Genomic DNA, 23331 nt, shown 5'->3' with positions numbered 1-23331 from the left:
TCCAAAACAACAAGGATGGGCCTTTTTCTTTGCGTTTTTCGTCAATTCCTCAAAAATAACAGGTGTGTAATTCATTTTAGGGATATTGGTTAAAACCCAGAGAGGACAAGGGATTGGCCAGTTCAACGAGTTGCACAGTATAAAACATATGGGTAATTCAATATTGATAATATGCCGATAAGTAAGTACATTATAATATATGAATAATTTGGGAGATGTGATCTGTGCTTAACTTATTAAATCAGGGGTGGATTGGTTCATTAATAGGACTTTTCGGTATTTTATTTGCAATTTATTCTCATTATAAAAACAGAAAAGTAAATGAACTGACATATACCTTCAAAAGTGAAAGAGTAGTTGGAAAAAACGATAAAGCTCCGGAAGATATAGAAATTATTTTTAAGGGAAAGTCTGTTGAAAGAGTAACCAACACTCAAATGACTGTTTGGAATAGTGGAAATGTTACTATTGAGGGGAAACACATTGTAGAAAAAGATCCTGTTAGAATAGAAATTAGTGAGGGACAAGAAATTATTTCTGCAACCATATTGGAAAAAAGTAGTGATGCAAATGATTTTATAATTAAAATAGATGAAAATAACCCTAACATTCTAGAAGTGAAATTTGATTATTTAGATGCTTCGGATGGTGCTGTAATTGAAATATTACATACAGATGATAAAAATTTTTATAAATTAAAAGGGTCAATTAAGGGGCTAAAATCATTTTACTCTTTCTCAACACTTGAAGCACCTTCTGTACGTTTATTACCTTTTTTCACCTTACTGGTAGTGAGTCTTTTGGGGTTAGCGTCAGCTTATGTAATAACCGACACTAATTCTTCCAATATCTTTTCTATTATTATGTTAATACTTAATATATTGGCATTGTTAGCTGCAACTATTAATTTTGTTTTTTTAAGAAACAAGAGAAGGAAGAAACCGAAAAAACTTATAATTTAAAAAAATGGCATAAACTTGGCAGGATAACGGCACTCCATTTTCTTTAAAGTGAGTTATTATGGTAATAGGTAATAGATCAAGGGAGCGGCACTGCTGATAAGCGGGGTCGCTTTTTTTATTCTCTGCAAACTGCATCGGTTAACAGTTATCTGAATCACAGAAAACGTTCGACAAATTTTGCAAATTGTTTCTTTGTTCATTCCCTTTACCGATAATAAGGTAGAGGTAAAACAGTGTGGACGAAATTATAAAAACTTTTGGTGTACTACCCACAGCATTAACAGCTGCAGCAGCTATTATAGTACCATTTATTACTTTTATTTTAGGTAGAATCAATGAAGATCATAAAGTTAAGTTTGAATACAGAACTTTTATGGTGATGGATGAGATAACAGGAAATACCATCTTAAAAATGCTCCTTTTGTAAAGGAGGGGGCCAAGTTATTATTGCCTAATAGCTACGAGAGTTTAGAGAGATTAATAATAGGAAAAAGACTTGATCAAGATGCGAATTTCACTGATGTATCTAGATTTAACTATTTACAGGTAAGAACTGTAGGAAAAAGTATTATTACAGGCGGATACATTAAAATAAAATTAGGTAACGATGATAAGAGCATAATAGAAACATCTTTGCCATTTATGCTTCCCGATGATGAGGTTTATATACCACTGGATATAAATTATGGGAATGTTACGAATCGCAAATATGGAATTAAAAGAATAGATGTTTGGTATCAATTGCAAACAGGACAACGGATGAAATATAAAAGTGTAAGATCATTTAAAGAGGAAGAAAACGAGACAATCATTGAAGATAGCCATAGTGTAAAAAAATTTCATTTATATTACTGGAGGATACAAAATTTAAGAGGAAAGAATATGGGATGGTATTATCTAAATTTAAATAAAGACGAACAAAAGAACCCTTCTAACTGAAGGGTTTTATATTCTCTGTAAACTGCTTCCGGTAAATCTCAGAATAGACAATTGACGGTTAACGGTTTGAGCGCGGGGGCAGTTTAGAGGGAATATTATTTAATGAAACCAATATCTCATTAAGAACGTATCAATATTAGTGCCGTATTTGATTAGCCTTATTTGGCAGATTACTTTTATGAAAGTGGTGATATGATGGATTGGCCTTGGTATGCTGCAATGATTATTGCATTGGCAGTTGCATTTGGTTTATTTGATAGTAAAAAAAGAAAAAATAAAGAAAAAAAATGAAGTATGTAGTGAATGGTATTGATGTGTAAAGCCTTGCGTATATTAATTAAAGATTGAATGGGTTTAACGCAAGGCTTTAACTAAGCGCAAATAAAGTGTTGAAGGTGTTACGCTCAGATAAAATTATTATCTTAAATTTTATTTTATATTCGTTAAGGCGCTTTTTATATTCTCTGTAAACTGCTTCCGGTAAATATCAGGATAGACAATTGGAGGTACGGTGGCAGTTTAGAAAGAATAAATATGTGATTAAAAGGGAATCGTTCGACAAATTTTGCGAACTGTTTCATTTCTAGTCCTCTTGTCTGATAATAAATCAAGAGGTGAAAGTTTATGAAATTTGAAGTTGTTTTTTGGTTTGATAATGAAAATTTAAGAACAGCTAAAGTAATTGCAGAATCTGAGAAAGCACTTATAAAAGAATTGCAAGAATGTGAACATTGGTATGAGTTTGAAGATGGTAAGCGTATAGCAAATGTTAATATGCGACTTGTCACGCAATTTGATGTGAAAAGAAAATAAAAAAGCATCCCTCGGGGTGCTTTTTTATTTGGGTAGTTGCGCGATGCAGGTGCACATGTGAACAGAGGAAAGAATGTATGGGGGAGGGATTAACTTTTGTCTATTAAAAAATAGTTTGAAACAATCATGTAAGGTATACTCTTCTCATAATGGAGGGAGTTACATGAAATACATAATAATTACTTTGATATCTATTGGATTACTTGCTGGCTGTTCAACCAGCAATGAAACGAAAAACATTGACACTACGAAACAAAATGAAATAAACAAGGAATCAAACACAGATGGGTTGTCTATAGTTGATGCTGGTGTTACTCAAGAAGACGAGTCTACAGACACAGCACGGACAGAAGTTAACGAAACAGTAAAGGAAATTGCTACTCAAGCATCATACGAAGAATTAAATGTAAACGATCCACCAGTTGATAAAGTTGTGAAGATAACTGGCACAGTCGAGAATGTAACGGATGAAGGTGGTGCTTTGGATTCGTTTATAATTTCTCAGGAAGAAGATGGTGAAAAGTGTTTGTATCTAGTGATGAACATGAGTTACTTAACATTAACTAAGGGCGATAAGGTTTCAGCTTACGGCCCGGTGCAAGAAGGTGAAGAGACACCGATGATTACAGGCGTTCTAGTAGAAAGAGAGTAAGACATCCGATTGGGTGTCTTTTTATATTGGCAAAGGAGAGATTATGAATAGGATACAAAATATTCGAAGGAGAATTAAAGATGACTAAGCAATTCATCAAAAAGATTTTATATGTATCTTCACTCGCGAATGAAAGGACAAAGAGTGAGGGCTATGCCCTTAAGCCTATGAGAATATGAACCGCCTCTGGTTGCCCGATCCTGCCTCACCCGTAGCCGGGCTGTGATGCACACTAGACACAGCAACAAGAAGAAACGAAACCATAACAAGTTTTTAGACATATTTTGATTTTTGTTTTGCATTCCAGGTTTCATTCCTCTAATTGTTTTACACTTTCTCGTTGACTATATAGGAAAGTGAGGCGACGAAAATGTCATTACAGCATAAAACCGCTTGAATCAATCACAAGCGGTTTTTTATCGGTTTATGTTTTAGGCCGATCATCAAATGCTAGTTCAGTGAACGCCATAAATGCTGATATGACAAAGAGTAATGCGTCCGGAATATAAATAGAATCCATAAAGTAATCTACTAAACAAATTGTTATGAAATTAGCGATGAAATAAAAAACAAATGTGAAAAGTGCTGTTTTTCTGATAGAAAGTGAATGGATCATTATCAAAGAAACGACTTTTGTTAGAGGGTCTATAACCAGTCCAGCAGCAAAGCATCCCAATATAAAAAACAATAAGGATTGATTGGAATCGTATGTGATGCCGAGGATGGCAAATAGCCCTTTCATGCCGAAGAAATAACCGCCGAAGATCACAGCAGCTGCAATTGTGATAAGGAGGGCAATGGATACAATCACTATTATTTTTGAGCTTGGTTTTAAGTCTTTAAATGGCGTGTCGTGTTCTTTCTGGCTCACGTATTACACTCCTTACATGTTAGTGATTCACAATACAGCAGAACTCATAAAATAATAATAAAAACAGGATATGTTTCCTAGGCAAGTGCCTAATGAAAAAAGCGAAAATCCGACAGGTATACTGAGAAAGCATAGGCTTTTTTCATATAAGCTCCTTATCTAGATGACTTGCATAAAGCGTAACATATATTTACAAAAGTGAAAAAATCCTTTTTCTATTGAAAAAGGATTTTTTAGCGAGACTAATTTTAACTTCTGAGATTTTTTGAAGCTTTCGCTTTTTTCGGCCAGATAAAATAACTGGCGGTGATCAGGCAATCAATGCCCAGAATGACTGTCCATAGCTTTAAAACACTGCTCAGCGCTTCGGTACGGGCAGCATCATTAATAAAATAAATCATCCCGGCCAGCAACCCGGCACCAATAAGATAAGCGAAAACATGTCTGATCAAGCTTTTCGCATAATGTTTCGCATGATCCATTCCATAGCGCACAAGCGGTTTTGAGCCTTGCTTTGTTACATAATAACGGAATTTTTCATCCGCCCATTGGATCATTTGCTTGCCGAAAGCAATCGATACGCCGATGTACACTGCAGCAATCGCGTGTGCAGTAGTCGCAACGGCTCCGCGGTATAAGTCCGCAGACGTCATTATTAACAAAATCAGGTCAATGACAGGGGTTAAGGCAAAAAGAAACAGCCCTAATTTATCTTGTTTAAATAGATAGCGTACGACAAGGCCTAACACTATTACAACCCAAAATCCTATTTCGCAGAAGACAATCATCCAAGCGACACTGTTCAATCTGTTCCCCTCTTTCTAATACAGTTGTATTATTTAATATGATTTTACCATCTGCGTTTTTATAAAACAACTGTATTATAAAAATTGCTCTCTGATTTTTTTCTTGGTAAAATAAAGATATGCCAAAACAAATTGACCATGAAAAAAGAAGAAAACACATTGCAGAAGCGACATGGCGGGTGATTTTAGAACGAGGGATGGAGGGGGCCTCAGTCAGAAACATTGCCAAAGAAGCAGGACTGTCGTTAGGTGCGCTTCGCCATTATTTTTCAACTCAGGATGAATTGCTTGTTTTTGCAATGAAACTTGTGAAAGAAAAGGTGACAGCCCGCATTAATAAAATTGCTGCCCTTGATTTGCCGCCTAAAGAAAAAGTGTTACACATACTGCTTGAAATTGTCCCGACAAATGCTGAAACGATTAGAGAGATGGAGGTATGGTTTGCTTTTACTGTTTATGCGAGACATAAAGACAATATGTTTGATGCGGGACATGATGAGATTTACAAAGCAATTCGAAATCTGATCGACTACTTGGACCAGCTTCATTTATTGCAAAAACATGCTGATAAAGAAATAGAAGAAGAGAGGCTGTACGCCTTAATTGATGGCTTGGCTTTACATGCGATGTTTGACCCTCGCCGTGTGAATAAAGAACGGATCAAACGTGTTATTATGCAGCATTTACAATCTATATGCGTTGATGAATCAGCCCAAGAGTGAATAGGTCACTGCAAAAAGTTATTCTTAATGGACAAGTCTCCAAAAAGAATAACTTTTTTTATGTGAATCAAGCCGTAACTGCAAGAATGAATTGAAGAATGGAAAAGCCGCATACCGTTTGGTAAAGTGGGAATGGAAGAGAGAATGAAAGAACTTCATATTGATAGGAATGGTGAAAATGGTTACTTATGCGGTACATACGATCAAAACATTTCATCAAGGGTGGACTAACTATTGTTACATCATTGAAGATATTGTAAGCCGATCTGCGATAGTTGTTGATCCATCATGGGAATTGAGTAAACTAACTAATAAACTTTCTGAACTGGAGGTTGATTTATCAGCAATTCTTTTAACGCACTCTCATTATGATCATGTAAATCTTGTTGAGCCGCTCACGGCATTATTTCATCCTCAAGTGTATATGTCGAAAACAGAAATCGACTTTTACCAATTCAGATGCAAAAACTTAATTGCTCTTCAAGACCTTGAAACCATCAGCATAGGAATGACGAAAGCGCAATGTCTGCTTACACCTGGGCATACAGCCGGCGGGATGTGTTATTTGTTTTCAGAAAGTATATTCACAGGAGATACGATTTTTACGGAAGGATGCGGGATATGTGAAGATCATGGCAGTTCCGCAGATGATATGTTCGATAGTGTTCAGAGGATAAAATCCATCGTTTCCCCAGAAGTGCGGGTTTATCCGGGGCATTCATTTGGTCAAACACCAGGGCAAACAATAGGTGAGCTTTTAAAACATAATATTTATTTTCAGATTGATAAAAAAGAATACTTTGTGAAATTCCGCAATAGAAAAAACCAAAGAGGTATTTTTGATTTTAAATAAGTTTTTCCGAAATCATTCTATTAGACTATTTTCTTTCTGCATCCGAAAGATTTGCCTTTTGAAAAATGATGACAAAGCACGGGTTGATTTTATTAAGTAATGAAATGAAGCTTATGTATCATCATCTTTTGGCACAAATGATATGCAGGTCTATTTTCTTATGTTTTACAGCATGTCCTGATTCTTTATACCTTTATGGAAAAATGCAGAGAAAAAACGATGGAAAGTGTAGGAAAAATTAACTTGACGGATAATATTTACAGAGGTTACCATCAACATGAACATGCTACTATTTATCCGGGGCAATACTTATATTTTCTATAACGTAAGTCAGCAGGTAATTATATATGCGGGGAAGGGTGGCTTTAATAGAATGATCACATATGTTTTTCCGGGACAGGGTTCACAGAAACAGGGAATGGGCAGTGAGTTATTTGATGAGTTTAAAGAACTGACGGCACAAGCAGATGAGATCTTAGGGTATTCTATCAAACGCCTATGCATAGAAAATCCTTATTCAAACTTAAACAAAACGCAATTTACTCAGCCGGCCTTATATGTAGTGAACGCATTAAGCTACCTGAAAAAAATACAGGAAACAGACATAAAACCCGATTTTGTTGCCGGGCACAGCCTTGGAGAATACAATGCGCTATTTGCGGCTGAAGCCTTTGATTTTGAGACGGGGTTAAAGCTTGTCAGAAAAAGAGGCGAGCTGATGAGCATGGTAAGCAACGGCGGTATGGCGGCCGTTATGGGACTAAATGAAGAACAGGTTTCAGAGGTTTTGATAGATCATCATTTACATGCGATTGACATTGCGAATGTAAATGCTCCTTATCAAATTGTGATTTCAGGTCAAAAAGAAGATATTGACAAAGCCGCACCCATCTTTGAAGCCAAGACAGACGTTACGATGTTTCTCCCCTTAAACGTCAGCGGTGCGTTTCATTCCAGATACATGAATCATGCAAAGCAGGAGTTTGAACAATTTCTTGACACTTTTCATTTTGCTCCTTTATCTATTCCGGTTATTTCTAATGTATATGCCAGACCGTACTCTTCTGAAGTAATTAAGCCGACACTGGCGGATCAAATCAACCATTCGGTAAAATGGACTGAAAGTATACGCTTTTTAATGGAAAAAGGTCAAATGGAGTTTGAGGAAATAGGACCGGGAAATGTGTTAACAGGATTGATCCGCCGCATTGAAACAGATACGGAACCTATGACACGCTAAACCGATTTCTATACCAAAAGGCCTCAAATTCGGGTCAAAAGTATACGTGATGCATGATTCGATAGACACTGTTAAAACTGAAAGAATTTATATACTGTTACATAAAGAGGCTCATAAAAAAAGTTCGCTCTCTAGCGGACATTTGCACTACCGCAGTCAGTTTTTATATTACGATAAACCATCGCTCTCCTTTCAAGAGAACCGCCCTTTATTTCAAAAACATCTAAGTCATAATAGAGTCGATGTTTTTGGCGATGCCAAAATGATTCACATCAAATTCAGATACTTCCAAGATCACTTCATTAACGAGCTTCCACATCCAGAACAACAAAACCAAAGCATTTTTCCATTCATGTTATAAACCATAAAACGAGGCTTTTCTCACAGCCAGCCAGCACCATCATATTTTCGTAACTCACCTTTAAATACATAAAAAAGAAGGTTATAAAAATGAATGAACCACTCGTTTTTATGTTTTCCGGACAAGGCTCTCAGTACTATCATATGGGAAAAGAATTATTCAGCGGAAACACCGTTTTTCGCCAATGTATGCTTGAAATGGATGCCATTGTCTCTCGGCGAATCGGCATATCTATAGTCAATGAAATGTATCATCCCGCTAAGCGTGTATCGGATCCGTTTGACCGTGTCCTTTATACGCACCCCGCTATTTTTATGGTTGAGTATTCTTTATATCGGGTTTTCGCAGAAAAGGGAATCCAGCCTGATTACGTGCTGGGGGCAAGTCTGGGAGAATTCGCGTCAGCTGCTGCTTCCGGTGTTTTAGACGCAAAAGAGATACTGGAATGCATACTTGAACAGGCTACCGTCATCGAAAAATACTGCGATAAAGGAAAAATGCTGGCTATACTCGACAAACCGCAACTATTACTTGATCATCCGCAGCTATTTGAAAATAGTGAATTAACCTCCATTCATTATGATTCGCACTTTGTCATTTCGGGAGAAAGTGAAAACATACAGCAGATCACTGATGTCCTGAGAGAGAACGGGATTCTCTGCCAGCCGCTGCCTGTATCCTACGGATTTCATTCTTCCCTTATTGATCCTGCAGAAGATGTATATAAAGAATTTTTAAGATCAAAATCTTTTAAACACCCTTCAATCCCGTTGGTATCCTGTTTAACGGGAAGGAGCATTCGCGAGATTCATAACGATTTCTTTTGGGATACTGTAAGAAGACCAATGAGATTTCGAGAAGCTATTCAATTTTTGGAAAGTCAGCATACGTGCCATTTCATTGATTTGGGGCCTTCAGGAACCTTAGCTGCGTTTGTTAAACAATTAATCTCGGGAGATTCAGCGAATCGCTGTTATTCAATCATCACACCATTTCATCAGGAGCTGAAAAATCTGGAGATGGTTGAGCGTTTACAGAAACTAGAAAGGAAGTAAACAAGATGATTACATATGTTTTTCCAGGACAAGGCTCCCAGCAAAAAGGAATGGGACAAGGACTTTTTGAGCAATATCAGCATTTGACGGACCAAGCAGATCAAATACTTGGATATTCAATCAAAAAACTCTGTACTGAAAAAGGCTATTTCGATGTCAATCATACTCAATATACTCAGCCTGCTTTATACGTGGTCAATGCACTCAGTTATTTGAAAAAGCAGGAGGAGATCGGCGAAAAACCTGATTTTGCGGCGGGGCATAGCTTAGGAGAATACAACGCGCTGTTTGCAGCAGGCGCATTTGACTTTGGGACAGGCTTAAAGCTGGTGAAAAAAAGAGGCGAGCTGATGGGACGGGTTACTGGAGGCGGTATGGCTGCGGTGATCGGTTTAGATAAGGAACAAGTTGCAGCCGTATTAGAAGAACATCATTTACATACGATTGATGTGGCAAATGAGAATACACCTCGGCAAATTGTGATTTCCGGGCAAAAAAAAGATATTGAAAAAGCGGGAGCTGTTTTTGAAACCATCCAGGATGTAAAGCTGTTCCACCCGTTAAACGTAAGCGGAGCTTTTCATTCCAGGTATATGGATGAAGCAAAACAAGAATTTAAGCAATTTATAGAAACATTCCATTTTGCGCCTTTGTCTTTTCCGGTTATCTCGAATGTATATGCAGAGCCTTATCAACAGGAAAGGCTGAAAGAGACCCTGTCTCAACAAATGAACAGCACGGTTAGATGGACAGACAGCATTCGTTTTCTTATGGGAAGAGGAGCAATGGAGTTTGAAGAAGTCGGTCCTGGAAAGGTGTTAACCGGCTTAATTACCCGCATAAAAAATGAAGCGGAGCCGTTAACACATCATGCTGATTCAACAGAGAAAAATGTCTTTCCCGGCCAGCAAAATGAACAAGCAGAAACTGACGCCCATTCAGCTCGAATTTCTGCTGAGATTACAGCTCATTCATTAGGAAATGCCGAGTTTAAAAAAGACTATCAACTTACATATGCTTATCTTGCAGGAGGAATGTACCGCGGAATTGCTTCGAAAGAAATGGTTGTAAAGATGTCAAAAGCGGGGATGATGGGGTTCTTTGGCACGGGCGGTTTGGATCTGAATGACGTTGAGGATGCGATTCTGTCTATTCAAGGCGAATTGGGGCAGGGACAAGCCTATGGCATTAACCTTGTGCACAATATGAAGCATATTGAATCAGAAGAAAAAATGATTGATCTTTTATTGAAACATAATGTGAGACATTTGGAAGCCTCCGCATTTCTAAGTGTCACTCCTGCTTTAGTTAGATATCGCGCCAAAGGATTGAAACGGCGTCCAAACGGTGAAGTGATATGTTTAAATCGAATGATAGCGAAAATCTCAAGGCCTGAGGTTGCCGAATCCTTTATGAGTCCTGCGCCGGAGAATATGGTAGAAAAGCTTTTAAGAGAAAACAAAATCACAACTAGTGAAGCTGAGTTATTGCGGGAGATCCCTGTGGCAGAGGATATTTGTGTGGAAGCAGACTCAGGCGGTCATACGGACGGCGGTGTCGCATACAGCTTGATGCCGGCGATGACATTATTAAGAGACGAAATGATGAAAAAGTATCGATATAACAAAAAAATACGCGTCGGTGCGGCAGGCGGGATAGGAACTCCTGAGGCGGCGATGGCTGCCTTTATGCTCGGTGCTGATTTTATCTTAACCGGCTCAATCAATCAGTGTACGGTTGAAGCGGCCACAAGTGACAGAGTGAAAGATTTATTGCAGCAAATGAATGTTCAAGATACGGCGTATGCGCCAGCGGGTGATATGTTCGAATCGGGCAGCAAAGTGCAAGTGCTGAAAAAAGGTGTGTTTTTTCCGGCGCGAGCCAGCAAGCTGCATGAACTTTACCAGCGATTTGGATCATTGAGTGAGATCGATCAAAAGACCTTAACTCAGCTTGAGGAGAAATATTTTAAACGCAGTATCGAAAAAATATATGAAGATATTAAATTACACTATCCATCGGCAGAGATTGAGAAGGCTGAACGGAATCCGAAACATAAGATGGCATTGATTTTCAGATGGTACTTTAGGTACAGCTCGCAATTGGCGATCAGCGGAAGCGAAGAGTCTAAAGTCGATTATCAAGTTCACTGCGGCCCTGCGTTAGGGGCTTTTAATCAATGGGTCAAAGGCTCGGAATTAGAGAGCTGGCGGAACCGTCATGTGGATGACATCGGGAAAATATTAATGAGAGAAACCGCAAAGTTACTTAACGACAGAATTGCATTATTTTCTCAAAAGGCGCTTTAAAGTCTATTGTACAATAATAAAAGATTGAATATTGCGAAAAAATGGGCCGAGCCTGCATGTTTAACATTCCATTTAAAGGAGAGACAAACGTTATGAATAAACAGAAAGTCTTCGAAGTATTGATTACTAATATTTGTGAGGTTCTTCCGGAATTGGACGGACATCGTTTTGAGCCTGAAGATCGATTAGCTGATTTAGGGGCTGATTCTGTAGACAGGGCTGAAATTATAACCATGGTGCTTGAGGATTTATCATTAAAAATCCCTCGTGTCGAGCTGTCTGGTGTGAACAACATCGGCGAATTAGCTGAGGTGCTTTATGACAAAGTACAATCCGCCTGAGATTCTGGTGACCGGTGTCGGAGTAACGGCAGCGATCGGCCAAGGGAAAGAGGCTTTTGTTTCTTCGTTATTGTCTGGGAGGCATGCCTTTGAAGTGATGCAGCGCCCTGGCAGACAAAAAGACAGCCGGTTTATTGGGGCTGAAATTCCTTCGTTATCTTATCCGGACCGTCTTTCTAAGAAACTGCTAAGAAAAGCGTCATTTTCCAGCCGGGCTGCTTTGGTTACTCTCTCAGAAGCCTGGGAGGAGGCGAAGTTAGACGATGCTGGTTCCGCACGTATCGGGCTGGTAGCAGGAGGATCGAACTTTCAGCAAAGAGAGACCCTCCAGCATTATGAGAATTATAGGGACCGCTCTGGTTTCATGTCGCCAGCATATGCACTGTCTTTTATGGATAGCGATCTTTGCGGTCTTTGTACAGAACAGTTTGGAATCACCGGTTTAGCTTATACGGCGGGAGGTGCTTCCGCAAGCGGCCAGTTAGCGGTGATTCAAGCAATTCAGCAAGTCCTGTCAGGAGAGGTAGATATTTGCATCGCACTGGGGGCGTTAATGGATATTTCCTATATGGAATGTGAGGCGCTTAGGGCTTTAGGCGCTATGGGAACGGATAAATATGCTGATGAGCCGGAAAAAGCGTGCCGTCCCTTTGACCAGAACAGAGATGGATTTATTTATGGAGAATGCTGCGGCGCATTGGTGATAGAACGAAAAGATACGGCTGTCCGCCGGGGCGTAAAACCCTATGCTGCATTGTCAGGATGGTCAATCAAAGTAGATGGGAACCGCAATCCTGATCCTTCTTTAGAAGGGGAGATCTATGTCATACAAAAGGCATTGGAGCGAGCCGGTCTCACACCTGAAGAAATTGATTACATAAACCCTCATGGCACGGGTTCTTTCATTGGAGATGAAATTGAATTGAAGGCGCTGCATGCTTGCGGTCTTTCTCATGCTTATATAAATGCAACAAAATCAATAACCGGGCATGGGCTCAGTGCAGCAGGCATTGTTGAGATTATTTCTGTACTGCTTCAAATGAAAGAATCACGCCTGCATCCGAGCCGGAATTTACATGATCCAATTGATCCTTCCTTGCATTGGGTGACGGATCAATCAATTTCACACGACATAAAAAACGCGTTGAGTTTAAGCATGGGTTTTGGCGGAATGAATACCGCTGTTTGTATACAAAACATTGAAAAATGCGGAGGCGAATCATAAATGGTTTCTGCTGGAATAGAAGCGATGAATGTCTTTGGCGGAACGGCATACCTTGATGTCATGCAATTAGCCAAGTACAGACATTTAGATACTGCTAGATTTGAAAATTTATTAATGAAAGAAAAAGCGGTAGCACTGCCTTACGAAGATCCTGTGACCTTTGGAGTGAATGCGGCTAAACCGATTATTGATTCACTAAGTGATGCAGAGAAAGACAGGATTGAATTGCTGATCACCTGTTCCGAATCTGGGATCGATTTTGGAAAATCATTAAGCACCTATATCCATGAATATTTAGGGCTTAATCGCAACTGCCGTTTGTTCGAAATAAAACAAGCCTGTTATTCAGGAACTGCCGGATTTCAAATGGCAGTGAATTTTATATTATCCCAGACGTCTCCGGGTGCCAAAGCACTGGTCATCGCCAGTGATATTTCCCGTTTTTTAATCGCTGAAGGCGGAGACGCTTTAAGTGAGGATTGGTCCTATGCCGAACCGAGTGCCGGAGCGGGAGCAGTGGCTGTTTTGGTAGGCGAAAATCCTGAGGTGTTTCAAGTTGATCCCGGGGCAAACGGCTATTACGGCTACGAAGTGATGGATACGTGCCGTCCCATTCCCGACAGTGAGGCGGGAGATGCTGACCTGTCTTTAATGTCATATTTGGATTGCTGTGAACAAACGTTCTTGGAATATCAAAAACGTGTACCCGGGGCTCATTATCAAGATACGTTTCAATATCTAGCCTACCATACGCCTTTTGGCGGGATGGTGAAAGGGGCGCACCGGACGATGATGCGTAAGATGGCAAAGGCGAAAACGGCCGAGATAGAAACTGATTTTTTGAAACGGGTACAGCCTGGATTGCTCTACTGCCAAAGGGTCGGAAACATTATGGGAGCCGCATTGCTTCTGGCGCTGGCTAGCACTATTGACAAAGCGCAGCTTGACTCGCCTAAACGAATCGGCTGTTTCTCCTATGGTTCAGGCTGCTGTTCTGAATTTTACAGCGGAATAGCAACGCCTCAAGGCCAAAAACGCCAGCGCTTATTTGAAATCGAGAAGCACTTGGACAATCGATATCATCTTTCAATGGATGAGTATGAAACGCTGTTCAAGGGAAGCGGGATGGTCCGGTTCGGAACTCGTAATGTCAAGCTGGATCTTGAGATGATTCCGGGGGTATTGCAATTTCATCAAGAAAAGCCGAGGCTGTTTTTAGAAGAAATTTCTGAGTTTCATCGCAAGTACAGGTGGATGTCGTGACATACCAAACGATTAAGGTCCGGTTTCAAGAGTCAATTTGCTATCTAACCTTTCATCGTCCTGACGCTAATAATACGATCAATGACCAATTAATCGATGAATGTTTACAAGTGATGAATCAATGTGAGACATCTTCCGTTACGGTCATTGTTTTAGAGGGGCTCCCGGAGGTATTTTGTTTCGGAGCGGATTTTCAAGAAATATATCAGGAGATGAAAAGCGGCAGAAAACAAGCGAGTTCTCAAGAACCTCTCTATGATTTGTGGCTGAAATTGCAGACTGGTCCTTTTGTCACCATTTCACATGTGCGGGGAAAAGTAAATGCCGGAGGTCTTGGATTTGTGGCTGCCAGTGATATTGTCATAGCGGATCAAACTGCATCATTCAGTCTGTCCGAGTTGTTATTTGGTCTTTATCCAGCTTGTGTGCTGCCATTTCTGATTCGCAGGATCGGCTATCAAAAAGCGCATTATATGACATTAATGACAAAACCGATTTTTGTTCAGGAAGCCAAGGAATGGGGCTTGGTAGATGCCTCTGACGCTCAAAGTGAGGTCCTGCTGAGAAAGCATTTATTGCGCTTGCGGCGGTTAAATAAAAAGGCAATTGCGCGGTATAAACAGTTTATCAATTCATTGGATGACCGCCCGCGCCGTACGAAATCCATGGCTTTAACTGAAAATCAAGACATGTTTTCCGACCCTCAAAATCAAATGGGAATCATAAGGTACGTTGAAACGGGGCAGTTCCCTTGGGAGAAGAGCCCGTAAACTGTGTGAAATACATACAATCAGAAACCGTTAGGAGGACATCATGACGCATTCTGTTGTAGAGCTTTTTGAAATCGAGCCCGCTATTATTCAGGTCAAGATGCATGACCGTGTTCATAAAAACGCGTTTTCGCAAGAACTCACAGACGGATTAATTCAAGCGTTCGAATTCATTCGCAATCAACAAAGCTATAAAGCAGTGATTTTAACGGGATACGACAATTATTTTGCTTCAGGCGGAACACAAGAAGGTTTGCTGAGAATCCAGCAAGGAATCACCAAGTTTACTGATGACAATCTCTATTCTCTGGCACTTGATTGCAGAATTCCCGTCATTGCTGCCATGCAGGGTCACGGAATTGGGGGCGGCTTTGTCATGGGGCTCTTTGCTGATTTTGTTATTCTGAGCAGGGAGAGCGTGTATACCACTAATTTTATGAAATACGGGTTTACACCGGGTATGGGAGCTACTTTTATCGTTCCCCAAAAACTCGGGTTCAGCTTGGCGCAGGAGTTATTAATGAATGCAGGCAATTACCGGGGAGCCGATCTCGAAAAAAGAGGAATACCCTTTAAAGTCCTCCCTCGATCTGAAGTTTTGGAGTATGCTGTGGAGCTGGCGCGTGAGCTGGCGGAAAAACCGAGAAACTCCTTAATTACACTAAAAGACCACTTGGTTGCGCCGTTTCGCGAGCAGCTTCCCAGCGTGATAGAACAGGAGCTCGTTATGCATGAGAAAACATTTCATCAAGACGAAGTCAAAACGAGAATCACAGGTTTGTATGGGAATTAATTGAAAATAAAAATGATCGTCGTGTGATACATAAAAATGTGCAGGTGAAATGGAGGCAGCTCTATGAGAAATGATGTGAATACCCGCGGATTAGCTAATCCCTCTGTCAGTTATGGGGAGCCATTACATATATCCGAAGATCAACCGGCTACAATACCCGAGGTTTTATACAAAACTGCAGCGGAGCTTGGAGAAACAAAGGGGATCATTTATCTGCAGCCGGATGGAACTGAGATTCATCAATCTTACGGCCGTTTATGGAAGGATGCGCTGCGTATTGTGAAGGGGCTCCGTCAATCTGGCCTGAGAGCAAAGGACAATGTGATCTTGCAGCTTGGTGACAATTCGCAATTTATCCCTGCTTTCTGGGGCTGTGTTTCAACTGGAATTGTTCCGGCGCCTTTAGCTGTTGCCCCGACGTACACAGAGTCGAACAGCGGGACTCAAAAGCTGAAAGACGCATGGACACTTCTTGACAGGCCGCCGGTGATTACGAGTCGGGAATTGCTTCAGGAAATGATTGATTGGGCAAAAGAGCAAGAACTTGAAGGTTTTCGCGCCTTGGCTGTCGAGGATCTTTACCGTGATGAGATGGAAACCGACTGGCATCAAGCTCATCCTGAAGATTTGGCGCTTCTGCTGCTGACTTCAGGGAGTACGGGCACTCCCAAAGCAGTCATGCTCAATCACAAAAATATTTTAAGCATGGTGAAAGGCATTATTCAAATGCAAGGTTTTACAAGAGAGGATATCACGTTTAACTGGATGCCGTTTGATCATGTCGGAGGCATTGGGATGCTTCATTTGCGGGATGTCTATCTTGGCTGCCAAGAAATCAACGTCGCAAGTGAAACGATTTTGATGGAACCTCTAAAATGGCTTGATTGGATTGATCATTACCGTGCTTCTGTTACGTGGGCGCCGAATTTTGCTTTCGGACTTGTCACTGATTTTTCTGATGAAATGAAAAATCGAAACTGGGACCTGTCATCCATGCGCTATATGCTCAACGGCGGTGAAGCGATGGTCGCTAAAGTGGGGCGCAGAATGCTAGAGCTTTTAGAACCTCACGGATTGCCTGCTGATGCGATTCGCCCTGCATGGGGTATGTCCGAAACCTCATCCGGCGTGATTTTCTCTCGTGAGTTTACCCGTGCCGCAACAAGCGATGATGATGGTTTTGTGGAAATAGGCTCCCCGATTCCTGGATTCTCCATGAGGATTGTGGATGACCATAATGAATTGGTTGAGGAAGGCGAGATCGGCCGTTTTCAAGTCTCTGGCCTCTCTGTTACCAGCGGATATTATCGGCGCCCGGATTTGAATGAGAGTGTGTTTACGGAGGATGGCTGGTTTGAAACTGGCGATCTCGGTTTTTTGCGCAATGGGCGTCTAACCATTACGGGCCGTACGAAAGATGCGATTATTATTAATGGTGTCAATTACTACAGCCATGCGATTGAATCCGCAGTTGAAGAATTAGCGGAAATCGAAACTTCTTATACTGCCGCTTGTGCTGTCCGTGTGAATAACAATACAACGGATCAGCTGGCTATCTTCTTTGTTACTTCTACCCAGCTGAATGATGATGAAATCGTTCAGCTTCTTAGAGACATACAGTATCATGTCACGCAGACAATCGGTGTGACTCCCGAATTTTTGCTGCCGGTGCATAAAGAAGAGATTCCGAAAACAGCTATAGGAAAGATTCAGCGCACGCAGCTGAAAACGGCATTTGAAAATGGGGAGTTCGACCACTTGCTTCACAAACCGAACCGTATAAACGGTGAGGGAGAGACACAAGAAGCAGATGATGCCAAAAGAATAAGAGAAGATATACAGGAATATCTGCTCAGCTGTTTTACTGATGAGCTTCATGTTTCCCGCAATTGGATTGAGCCCAACACCAATATCCAAAGCCTTGGTATTGACTCTATTAAGATGATGAAGCTTATTCGGGCGGTCGAGAAAAAATACCGCATCAGACTTACAGCCAGAGAGTTATATAAGTATCCTGCAATCGAATCACTGGCAAACTATCTGTCTGAAAAAGAAGATTTGCGGAGCAGCCTGTCTGGTGACAAAGATAGCATTAACACACCCCAATCAGAAGAGGCGGAAAAAAAGCAAGCAGCCTTTCAACCTCTTTCTGAAGTTCAAAAAGGTTTGTGGACATTGCAAAAAATGTCACCTGAAAATAGCGCGTATCACGTACCTCTCTGTTTTCGATTTACGTCAGCGCTTCACCTTGAAACTTTAAAGCAAGCTTTTCACTATGTGCTGAAACAGCATCCGATATTAAAGCATGTGATTCAAGAACAAGACGGAGTGCCTTGCCTCAAAAATGAGCCGGCGCTATCTCTTGATATCAAAACAGAAGACATTTCGGGTATGAAAGAGTCTGACACAACTGCTTATCTTAGAAAACAAGTAAAAGCACCGTATGTAAAGGAAAACAGCCCGTTAATGCGCGTCCGTGTTTTTTCCAGATCAGAAGAAGAGCACTTTTTGCTTGTGGTTATTCACCATATTATTTTTGACGGGATTTCTTCCCTGACGTTTATTCGCAGCCTTTTTGACAGCTATAAGCTTCTATTAGAAGGACAGGAGCCGAAAGAGTCTGTTTCACCGGCCGTTTATCATGATTTTGCCGCTTGGGAACAGAACATGCTTGCCGGTGAAGACGGCGAGAAACATCGTTCGTATTGGCGGAAACAGCTATCGGGCACATTGCCGAATCTTCAGCTGCCGGCTGTAAGCACCAGTACGTCCGTTTCAGAGTTTAAGGAAGACACATACGCTCGGCGGCTGCCCAGCAGTTTAATGAAGCGTGTCAGATCGTTTGCCAAAGAGCATTCTACAAATGTTTCAACGGTATTGCTGAGCTGCTATATGATGCTGTTAGGCCGTTATTGCGATCAGAAAGAACTGATCGTCGGCATGCCTGCGATGGTGAGACCTGAAGAGCGATTTGATTCTTCTATTGGGCATTTTCTCAATATGCTGCCTATCCGGGGTGAACTGAAAGCGGCAGAAACTTTTTCTGAGTTCGTTTCGAGATTGCAATTCACAATCCTCGATGGACTGGATCATGCGGCTTATCCTTTTCCAAAAATGGTGCGGGATTTGAATATTTCTCGCCAGCAAGCAGGTTCACCTGTTTTTCAGACAGCTTTTTTCTATCAGAATTTTCTTCAAACTGGAAGTTATCAAAGTCTGTTGAGTAAATATAAGGATTCCTTTTCTATTGATTTCGTTGAGAGTATTCATCAAGAGGGTGAATACGAATTGGTATTTGAGCTATGGGAAGAAGAAGAAAAAATGGAGCTGAACATCAAATACAATACTGGGCTGTTTGATACCGCTGCTATTTCCGCTATGTTCGATCATTTTGTTTATTTAACAGAACAGGCTGTGGGGAGTCCTTCTCAGACTTTAAAAGAGTATTCCTTATTAACTGACGAAGAGGAACAAATGATTCTCAGAACGTGGAACGCTACTGACAAGAATTATCCACATGCGTGTTTTCATGAGTTATTTGAGCAGCAGGCGAAAAAGACGCCTAATCGGGCGGCTGTCAGCTATAAAGGTGAAACATTGACGTATCGGGAGCTTGATGAAAAAAGCACACAGCTGGCCATATATTTGCAGGCGCATGGAGCGGGGCCGGATCGCTTGGCAGGTATCTATGTGGAACGATCGCTGGAAATGATTGTAGGTTTATTGGCGATTCTCAAGGCAGGAGGAGCATATGTGCCGTTAGACCCGTCTTATCCGGCTGAGCGATTGGAATACATGCTGAAGGACAGTGAAGTCTCCATTACACTGACTACTTCCGAATTGGCCAATACTTTAAGCTGGAATGGGGTTCAGACAGTTTTGTTAGATCAGGACTGGGATGATGTCACTCAAGCCGCTTTTGATCGACGTGTTCTTTCGCGCACCGTCAAGCCGGAAAACTTGGCTTATGTCATTTATACGTCCGGCAGCACAGGGAAGCCCAAAGGTGTCATGATTCCGCATAAAGCGTTGACAAACTTTCTCGTTTCTATGGGTGAGACGCCCGGTCTTTCATCAGCGGATAGCCTGCTTGCTGTGACAACCTACTGTTTTGATATAGCTGCTTTAGAGCTATATCTCCCTTTGATAAAGGGGGCGCAGTGCCATATTTGCCAAACTGAACATACAAAAGACGTTGAAAAACTGAAGCGCGACATACAAGATTTGAGACCGACAATCATGCAAGCAACACCTGCGACATGGAAAATGCTCTTTTATTCAGGCTGGAAAAATGAAGAGGGAGTCAAGATTCTATGCGGAGGCGAAGCCTTACCTGAAAAACTAAAGCGGCATTTTCTCAATACGGACAGCGAAGCCTGGAATATGTTCGGACCTACGGAAACAACAGTCTGGTCTGCGGTCCAGCGTGTGAATGAAGAAAGATCTCACATCACGATAGGCCGGCCTATCGCAAATACCCGGATTTATATTACCGATTCGCAGCTTACGCCTGTCCCGGCTGGTGTCCCGGGAGAGCTTTGCATTGCGGGGGACGGAGTGGCAAAGGGCTATTACAAACAGGGTGAATTGACGGATGAAAGATTTATAGACAGCCCTTTTGAGCCTGGGTCAAAGCTTTATAGAACAGGTGACAAGGCACGCTGGCTTCCGGGAGGCAGGATTGAATATATCGGACGCATCGACAACCAGGTGAAAATACGCGGATTCCGCATTGAGCTTGGCGATATTGAAAGCCGGCTTAATGAACATCCGGCTATTCAGGAAAGCGTCATTCTTGCAGCTGAACAGGACGGAGACGAGAAGCTCGCTGCCTATTATACAGTGAAAGATGCAAATTTATCTCTATCATCAAGGGAGCTGCGGAATTATTTAAAAAACAGTTTACCAGCCTATATGGTGCCTTCTTATTTTACCCAGCTTGACCATATGCCGTTAACACCGAACGGCAAGATAGACAGAAACACTCTGAAGAAACAAAAAGTGACAGCGAAGCAGCCAAGGCAAGGGAATATTGCTTCTATGAAAATACAAGAAACTATTTTATCTATTTGGCAAGATGTACTGAACGTTTATGACATTGAGCAGGAAGACGGATTTTTCGATGTGGGAGGCGATTCGCTTCTCGCTGTTACGGCGGCCGAACGCATCAAGCATGAACTATCCTGTGAGTTTACTGTCACAGACTTGTTTGAATACTCAACGATCAAAGGCATCAGTAAATATATCACTGAACAGCAAATGGCGGATACTGGTTTCTCTTTGACTTTAGCATCAGCGGAAAAGTCAGATAAGCCTATTCACACTCAAAATGTTACTGGTGATCTTCCGGATTATTATGAGGACAGTGTAGCGATTATTGGGATATCGTGTGAATTTCCAGGTGCGAAAAACCATGCTGAGTTTTGGGAGAACCTTAGAGACGGCAAGGAAAGTATTAAATTTTTCAGTACAGAAGAGCTTCGGAGTTTTGGTGTTTCAGAGGAACTGACTGAGAGCTCACGGTATGTCCCGGCTAAATCCTCGATTGAAGGGAAGGACGAGTTTGACCCAAGCTTCTTTCAAATATCACCTAAAGATGCTGAATTTATGGATCCGCAGCTGCGGATGCTCATGACTCACTCCTGGAAAGCGATAGAAGATGCCGGTTACGTGTCCAAACAGATTCCGGAAACGAGTGTTTATATGTCAGCAAGCAATAATTCATATCGCGCGCTCTTGCCAAAAGAAACAACGGAGAGCCTTGAAACGCCGGACGGTTATGTATCGTGGGTGCTTGCACAGAGCGGAACCATTCCGACGATGATTTCTCATAAGCTCGGATTGAAAGGGCCTAGCTATTTCGTTCATGCCAATTGTTCTTCTTCTTTAATCGGATTGCATTCTGCCTATCAAAGCCTGATGTCTGGTGAATCTAATTATGCTTTGGTCGGCGGAGCGACATTGCACACCGAGTCAAATATCGGATACGTACATCAGTCAGGTTTGAATTTTTCAAGTGATGGGCATATTAAGGCATTTGATGCCTCTGCCGACGGAATGATTGGCGGTGAGGGCGTTGCCGTTGTATTGCTCAAAAAAGCGGCGGATGCCGTAAAAGACGGCGACCACATCTATGCGTTGTTAAGAGGCATAGGTATAAATAACGATGGAGCTGACAAAGTCGGCTTTTATGCTCCAAGTGTAAAAGGACAGGCGGACGTGATTCAAAAGGTCATGAATCAAACGAATATTCAGCCTGAATCCATCAGCTATGTGGAAGCGCACGGTACAGGTACGAAGCTTGGAGATCCAATCGAGCTGTCAGCGTTGACGGCAGTTTACAGGCAGTATACAAATAAAAAACAATTTTGCGGAATCGGATCGGTCAAATCCAATATAGGACACGCTGATACGGCCGCCGGGCTGGCAGGCTGCATTAAGGTTGTGATGAGCCTTTACCATAATGAGCTTGCTCCTAGCATCAATTATAAGGATCCGAATCCAAATACAGACTTAGCTAATTCTCCTTTTTACGTCGTCGATCAAAAGAAAGCATTGAGTAATGAAATAAAAACGCACAGGGCTGCACTTAGTTCGTTCGGGCTTGGCGGGACAAACACTCATGCGATTTTCGAGCAATACAAAACAGTTTCTGCTGATCAGAAACAAACAGGGGCCTGCATCATTCCGATATCGGCAAAAAATAAAGAGCGGCTGCATGAGTATGTACATGGCATTTTGGTTCATTTGGAAAGAAGAGGGCTTGAAAGCGGCCGTCTGGCTGATTTTGCTTATACCCTTCAGGTCGGGCGAGAAGCAATGGAATATCGGGTTGCCTTTATCGCTGATCATGTGGATGAGTTAAAACAAAGGCTGGCTGATTTTATCAATGGAAATTCACCAATAGAAGGCTGTTATCAAGGAGAGAAGCAGCAAGCCAAGGATGTTTCATGGCTGACAGAGGATGAAGACAGCGCGGAACTGATTGGGAAGTGGATCGAAAAAGGAAAAGTGAACAAGCTGGCGGAGATATGGAGTAAAGGAGCGCATATTGATTGGCTGCAGCTTTACAAAGATGTGCGTCCAAACAGAATGAGTTTGCCGACATATCCTTTTGCAAAGGAACGATACTGGGCATCACAGGATGATCACAAGCTTTCGGGAAGAATGTCCGCTAAACAGACAGGCGTCAGTGCATTGCATCCGCTGCTTCATCAAAATACGTCAGACTTTTCTGAGCAGAGATTCAGTTCAGTTTTTACAGGTGAGGAATTCTTTCTGACAGATCATGTGGTGAGAGGGAAGCCGGTGCTCCCTGGGGTTGCCTACCTTGAAATGGCGCAAATGGCTGTAAAC

Annotated in this window: 19 protein-coding genes and 1 pseudogene (1 of these 20 only partly in view); 18 read left to right on the top strand and 2 right to left on the bottom strand. The window is 41.6% G+C overall.

What is annotated here, in order from left to right:
• The first annotated feature begins 224 nt into the window (after nt 1–224).
• The 6 genes from ACQVGS_RS12965 to ACQVGS_RS12940 all read left to right on the top strand — a co-directional run bounded on the left by ACQVGS_RS12965 (nt 225) and on the right by ACQVGS_RS12940 (nt 3366).
• Nucleotides 225–962 (top strand): hypothetical protein, encoded by a 738-nt coding sequence (locus ACQVGS_RS12965; RefSeq protein ID WP_151175032.1) that lies wholly within the window; start codon nt 225–227, stop codon nt 960–962.
• A gap of 235 nt (nt 963–1197) precedes the next feature.
• Nucleotides 1198–1389, top strand: coding sequence for a hypothetical protein (locus ACQVGS_RS12960; RefSeq protein ID WP_151175033.1), 192 nt, complete (start codon nt 1198–1200; stop codon nt 1387–1389).
• A 20-nt stretch (nt 1390–1409) separates the two neighbouring features.
• Nucleotides 1410–1901: a hypothetical protein gene (locus tag ACQVGS_RS12955; RefSeq protein WP_151175034.1), complete on the top strand. Its 492-nt coding sequence runs from the start codon at nt 1410–1412 to the stop codon at nt 1899–1901.
• Nucleotides 1902–2063: 162 nt separating this feature from the next.
• On the top strand, nt 2064–2192 hold the full coding sequence (locus ACQVGS_RS12950) for a hypothetical protein (RefSeq protein WP_491830288.1): 129 nt from the start codon (nt 2064–2066) through the stop codon (nt 2190–2192).
• Between the two features lie 333 nt (nt 2193–2525).
• The gene (locus ACQVGS_RS12945; protein ID WP_024121464.1) at nt 2526–2714 is read left to right on the top strand and encodes a hypothetical protein; all 189 of its coding nucleotides are present in this window, start codon (nt 2526–2528) and stop codon (nt 2712–2714) included.
• Between the two features lie 163 nt (nt 2715–2877).
• Nucleotides 2878–3366 carry an OB-fold protein gene (locus tag ACQVGS_RS12940; protein WP_151175035.1) on the top strand — a complete coding sequence of 163 codons (489 nt, stop codon included), beginning with the start codon at nt 2878–2880 and terminating at the stop codon, nt 3364–3366.
• 424 nt (nt 3367–3790) lie between these two features.
• Here ACQVGS_RS12940 and ACQVGS_RS12935 read toward each other — a convergent pair whose 3' ends face one another.
• Together ACQVGS_RS12935 and ACQVGS_RS12930 are read right to left on the bottom strand one after the other, a co-directional pair.
• The gene (locus tag ACQVGS_RS12935) at nt 3791–4237 is read right to left on the bottom strand and encodes a YrvL family regulatory protein (RefSeq protein WP_151175036.1); all 447 of its coding nucleotides are present in this window, start codon (nt 4235–4237) and stop codon (nt 3791–3793) included.
• Nucleotides 4238–4485: 248 nt separating this feature from the next.
• Nucleotides 4486–5043, bottom strand: a complete 558-nt coding sequence (locus tag ACQVGS_RS12930; RefSeq protein ID WP_151175037.1) for a hypothetical protein — start codon at nt 5041–5043, stop codon at nt 4486–4488.
• A 119-nt stretch (nt 5044–5162) separates the two neighbouring features.
• On the opposite strand from ACQVGS_RS12930, the gene ACQVGS_RS12925 reads away from it, so the two are divergent.
• The 12 genes and pseudogenes from ACQVGS_RS12925 to ACQVGS_RS12870 all read left to right on the top strand — a co-directional run.
• A complete protein-coding gene (locus ACQVGS_RS12925) occupies nt 5163–5765 on the top strand; it encodes a TetR/AcrR family transcriptional regulator (protein ID WP_106020766.1) in 603 nt (200 codons plus the stop codon).
• Between the two features lie 178 nt (nt 5766–5943).
• On the top strand, nt 5944–6618 hold the full coding sequence (locus ACQVGS_RS12920; protein ID WP_151175038.1) for an MBL fold metallo-hydrolase: 675 nt from the start codon (nt 5944–5946) through the stop codon (nt 6616–6618).
• 177 nt (nt 6619–6795) lie between these two features.
• Nucleotides 6796–6918, top strand: a pseudogene (locus tag ACQVGS_RS12915) (hypothetical protein); the annotation flags it as partial.
• A 73-nt stretch (nt 6919–6991) separates the two neighbouring features.
• Nucleotides 6992–7858, top strand: a complete 867-nt coding sequence (gene fabD / locus ACQVGS_RS12910; protein ID WP_106020770.1) for an ACP S-malonyltransferase — start codon at nt 6992–6994, stop codon at nt 7856–7858.
• Nucleotides 7859–8308: 450 nt separating this feature from the next.
• Complete coding sequence (locus tag ACQVGS_RS12905; RefSeq protein ID WP_254518238.1) at nt 8309–9274, top strand: acyltransferase domain-containing protein; 966 nt, start codon at nt 8309–8311, stop codon at nt 9272–9274.
• Nucleotides 9275–9279: 5 nt separating this feature from the next.
• Complete coding sequence (fabD, locus tag ACQVGS_RS12900) at nt 9280–11583, top strand: ACP S-malonyltransferase (RefSeq protein ID WP_151175039.1); 2304 nt, start codon at nt 9280–9282, stop codon at nt 11581–11583.
• A gap of 92 nt (nt 11584–11675) precedes the next feature.
• The gene (locus ACQVGS_RS12895) at nt 11676–11924 is read left to right on the top strand and encodes an acyl carrier protein (protein WP_024121473.1); all 249 of its coding nucleotides are present in this window, start codon (nt 11676–11678) and stop codon (nt 11922–11924) included.
• Nucleotides 11902–13149, top strand: coding sequence for a polyketide biosynthesis malonyl-ACP decarboxylase PksF (pksF, locus tag ACQVGS_RS12890; protein ID WP_151175040.1), 1248 nt, complete (start codon nt 11902–11904; stop codon nt 13147–13149). The genes ACQVGS_RS12895 and pksF overlap by 23 nt, the downstream gene beginning before the upstream one ends.
• Nucleotides 13150–14412: a hydroxymethylglutaryl-CoA synthase family protein gene (locus ACQVGS_RS12885; RefSeq protein WP_151175041.1), complete on the top strand. Its 1263-nt coding sequence runs from the start codon at nt 13150–13152 to the stop codon at nt 14410–14412.
• Nucleotides 14400–15182 (top strand): enoyl-CoA hydratase/isomerase, encoded by a 783-nt coding sequence (locus tag ACQVGS_RS12880; RefSeq protein WP_151175042.1) that lies wholly within the window; start codon nt 14400–14402, stop codon nt 15180–15182. Before ACQVGS_RS12885 ends, ACQVGS_RS12880 begins: the two co-directional genes overlap by 13 nt.
• Nucleotides 15183–15225: 43 nt before the next feature.
• Nucleotides 15226–15975, top strand: a complete 750-nt coding sequence (locus ACQVGS_RS12875; RefSeq protein WP_101861249.1) for a polyketide synthase — start codon at nt 15226–15228, stop codon at nt 15973–15975.
• A 63-nt stretch (nt 15976–16038) separates the two neighbouring features.
• A protein-coding gene (locus ACQVGS_RS12870) for an amino acid adenylation domain-containing protein (RefSeq protein WP_491830287.1) crosses the window boundary here: on the top strand, nt 16039–23331 show its start. It continues 7860 nt past the right edge of the window; 7293 of the gene's 15153 nt are visible here — the first part of the coding sequence; it begins with the start codon at nt 16039–16041; the stop codon falls past the right edge of the window.

The organism is Bacillus sp. SD127, assembly GCF_058566445.1.
The sequence above is the reverse complement of the archived record's forward strand: the minus strand, read 5'-3'. Positions and strand labels throughout refer to the sequence as shown.

What these genes read in the sequence shown, in the direction of transcription:
- ACQVGS_RS12945 (WP_024121464.1), top strand. Translation starts at nt 2,526, where the DNA reads ATGAAATTTGAAGTTGTTTTTTGGTTTGATAATGAAAATTTAAGAACA.
- fabD (WP_151175039.1), top strand. Translation starts at nt 9,280, where the DNA reads ATGATTACATATGTTTTTCCAGGACAAGGCTCCCAGCAAAAAGGAATG.
- ACQVGS_RS12940 (WP_151175035.1), top strand. Translation starts at nt 2,878, where the DNA reads ATGAAATACATAATAATTACTTTGATATCTATTGGATTACTTGCTGGC.
- ACQVGS_RS12920 (WP_151175038.1), top strand. Translation starts at nt 5,944, where the DNA reads ATGGTTACTTATGCGGTACATACGATCAAAACATTTCATCAAGGGTGG.
- ACQVGS_RS12925 (WP_106020766.1), top strand. Translation starts at nt 5,163, where the DNA reads ATGCCAAAACAAATTGACCATGAAAAAAGAAGAAAACACATTGCAGAA.
- ACQVGS_RS12885 (WP_151175041.1), top strand. Translation starts at nt 13,150, where the DNA reads ATGGTTTCTGCTGGAATAGAAGCGATGAATGTCTTTGGCGGAACGGCA.
- ACQVGS_RS12895 (WP_024121473.1), top strand. Translation starts at nt 11,676, where the DNA reads ATGAATAAACAGAAAGTCTTCGAAGTATTGATTACTAATATTTGTGAG.
- ACQVGS_RS12875 (WP_101861249.1), top strand. Translation starts at nt 15,226, where the DNA reads ATGACGCATTCTGTTGTAGAGCTTTTTGAAATCGAGCCCGCTATTATT.
- ACQVGS_RS12905 (WP_254518238.1), top strand. Translation starts at nt 8,309, where the DNA reads ATGAATGAACCACTCGTTTTTATGTTTTCCGGACAAGGCTCTCAGTAC.
- fabD (WP_106020770.1), top strand. Translation starts at nt 6,992, where the DNA reads ATGATCACATATGTTTTTCCGGGACAGGGTTCACAGAAACAGGGAATG.
- pksF (WP_151175040.1), top strand. Translation starts at nt 11,902, where the DNA reads ATGACAAAGTACAATCCGCCTGAGATTCTGGTGACCGGTGTCGGAGTA.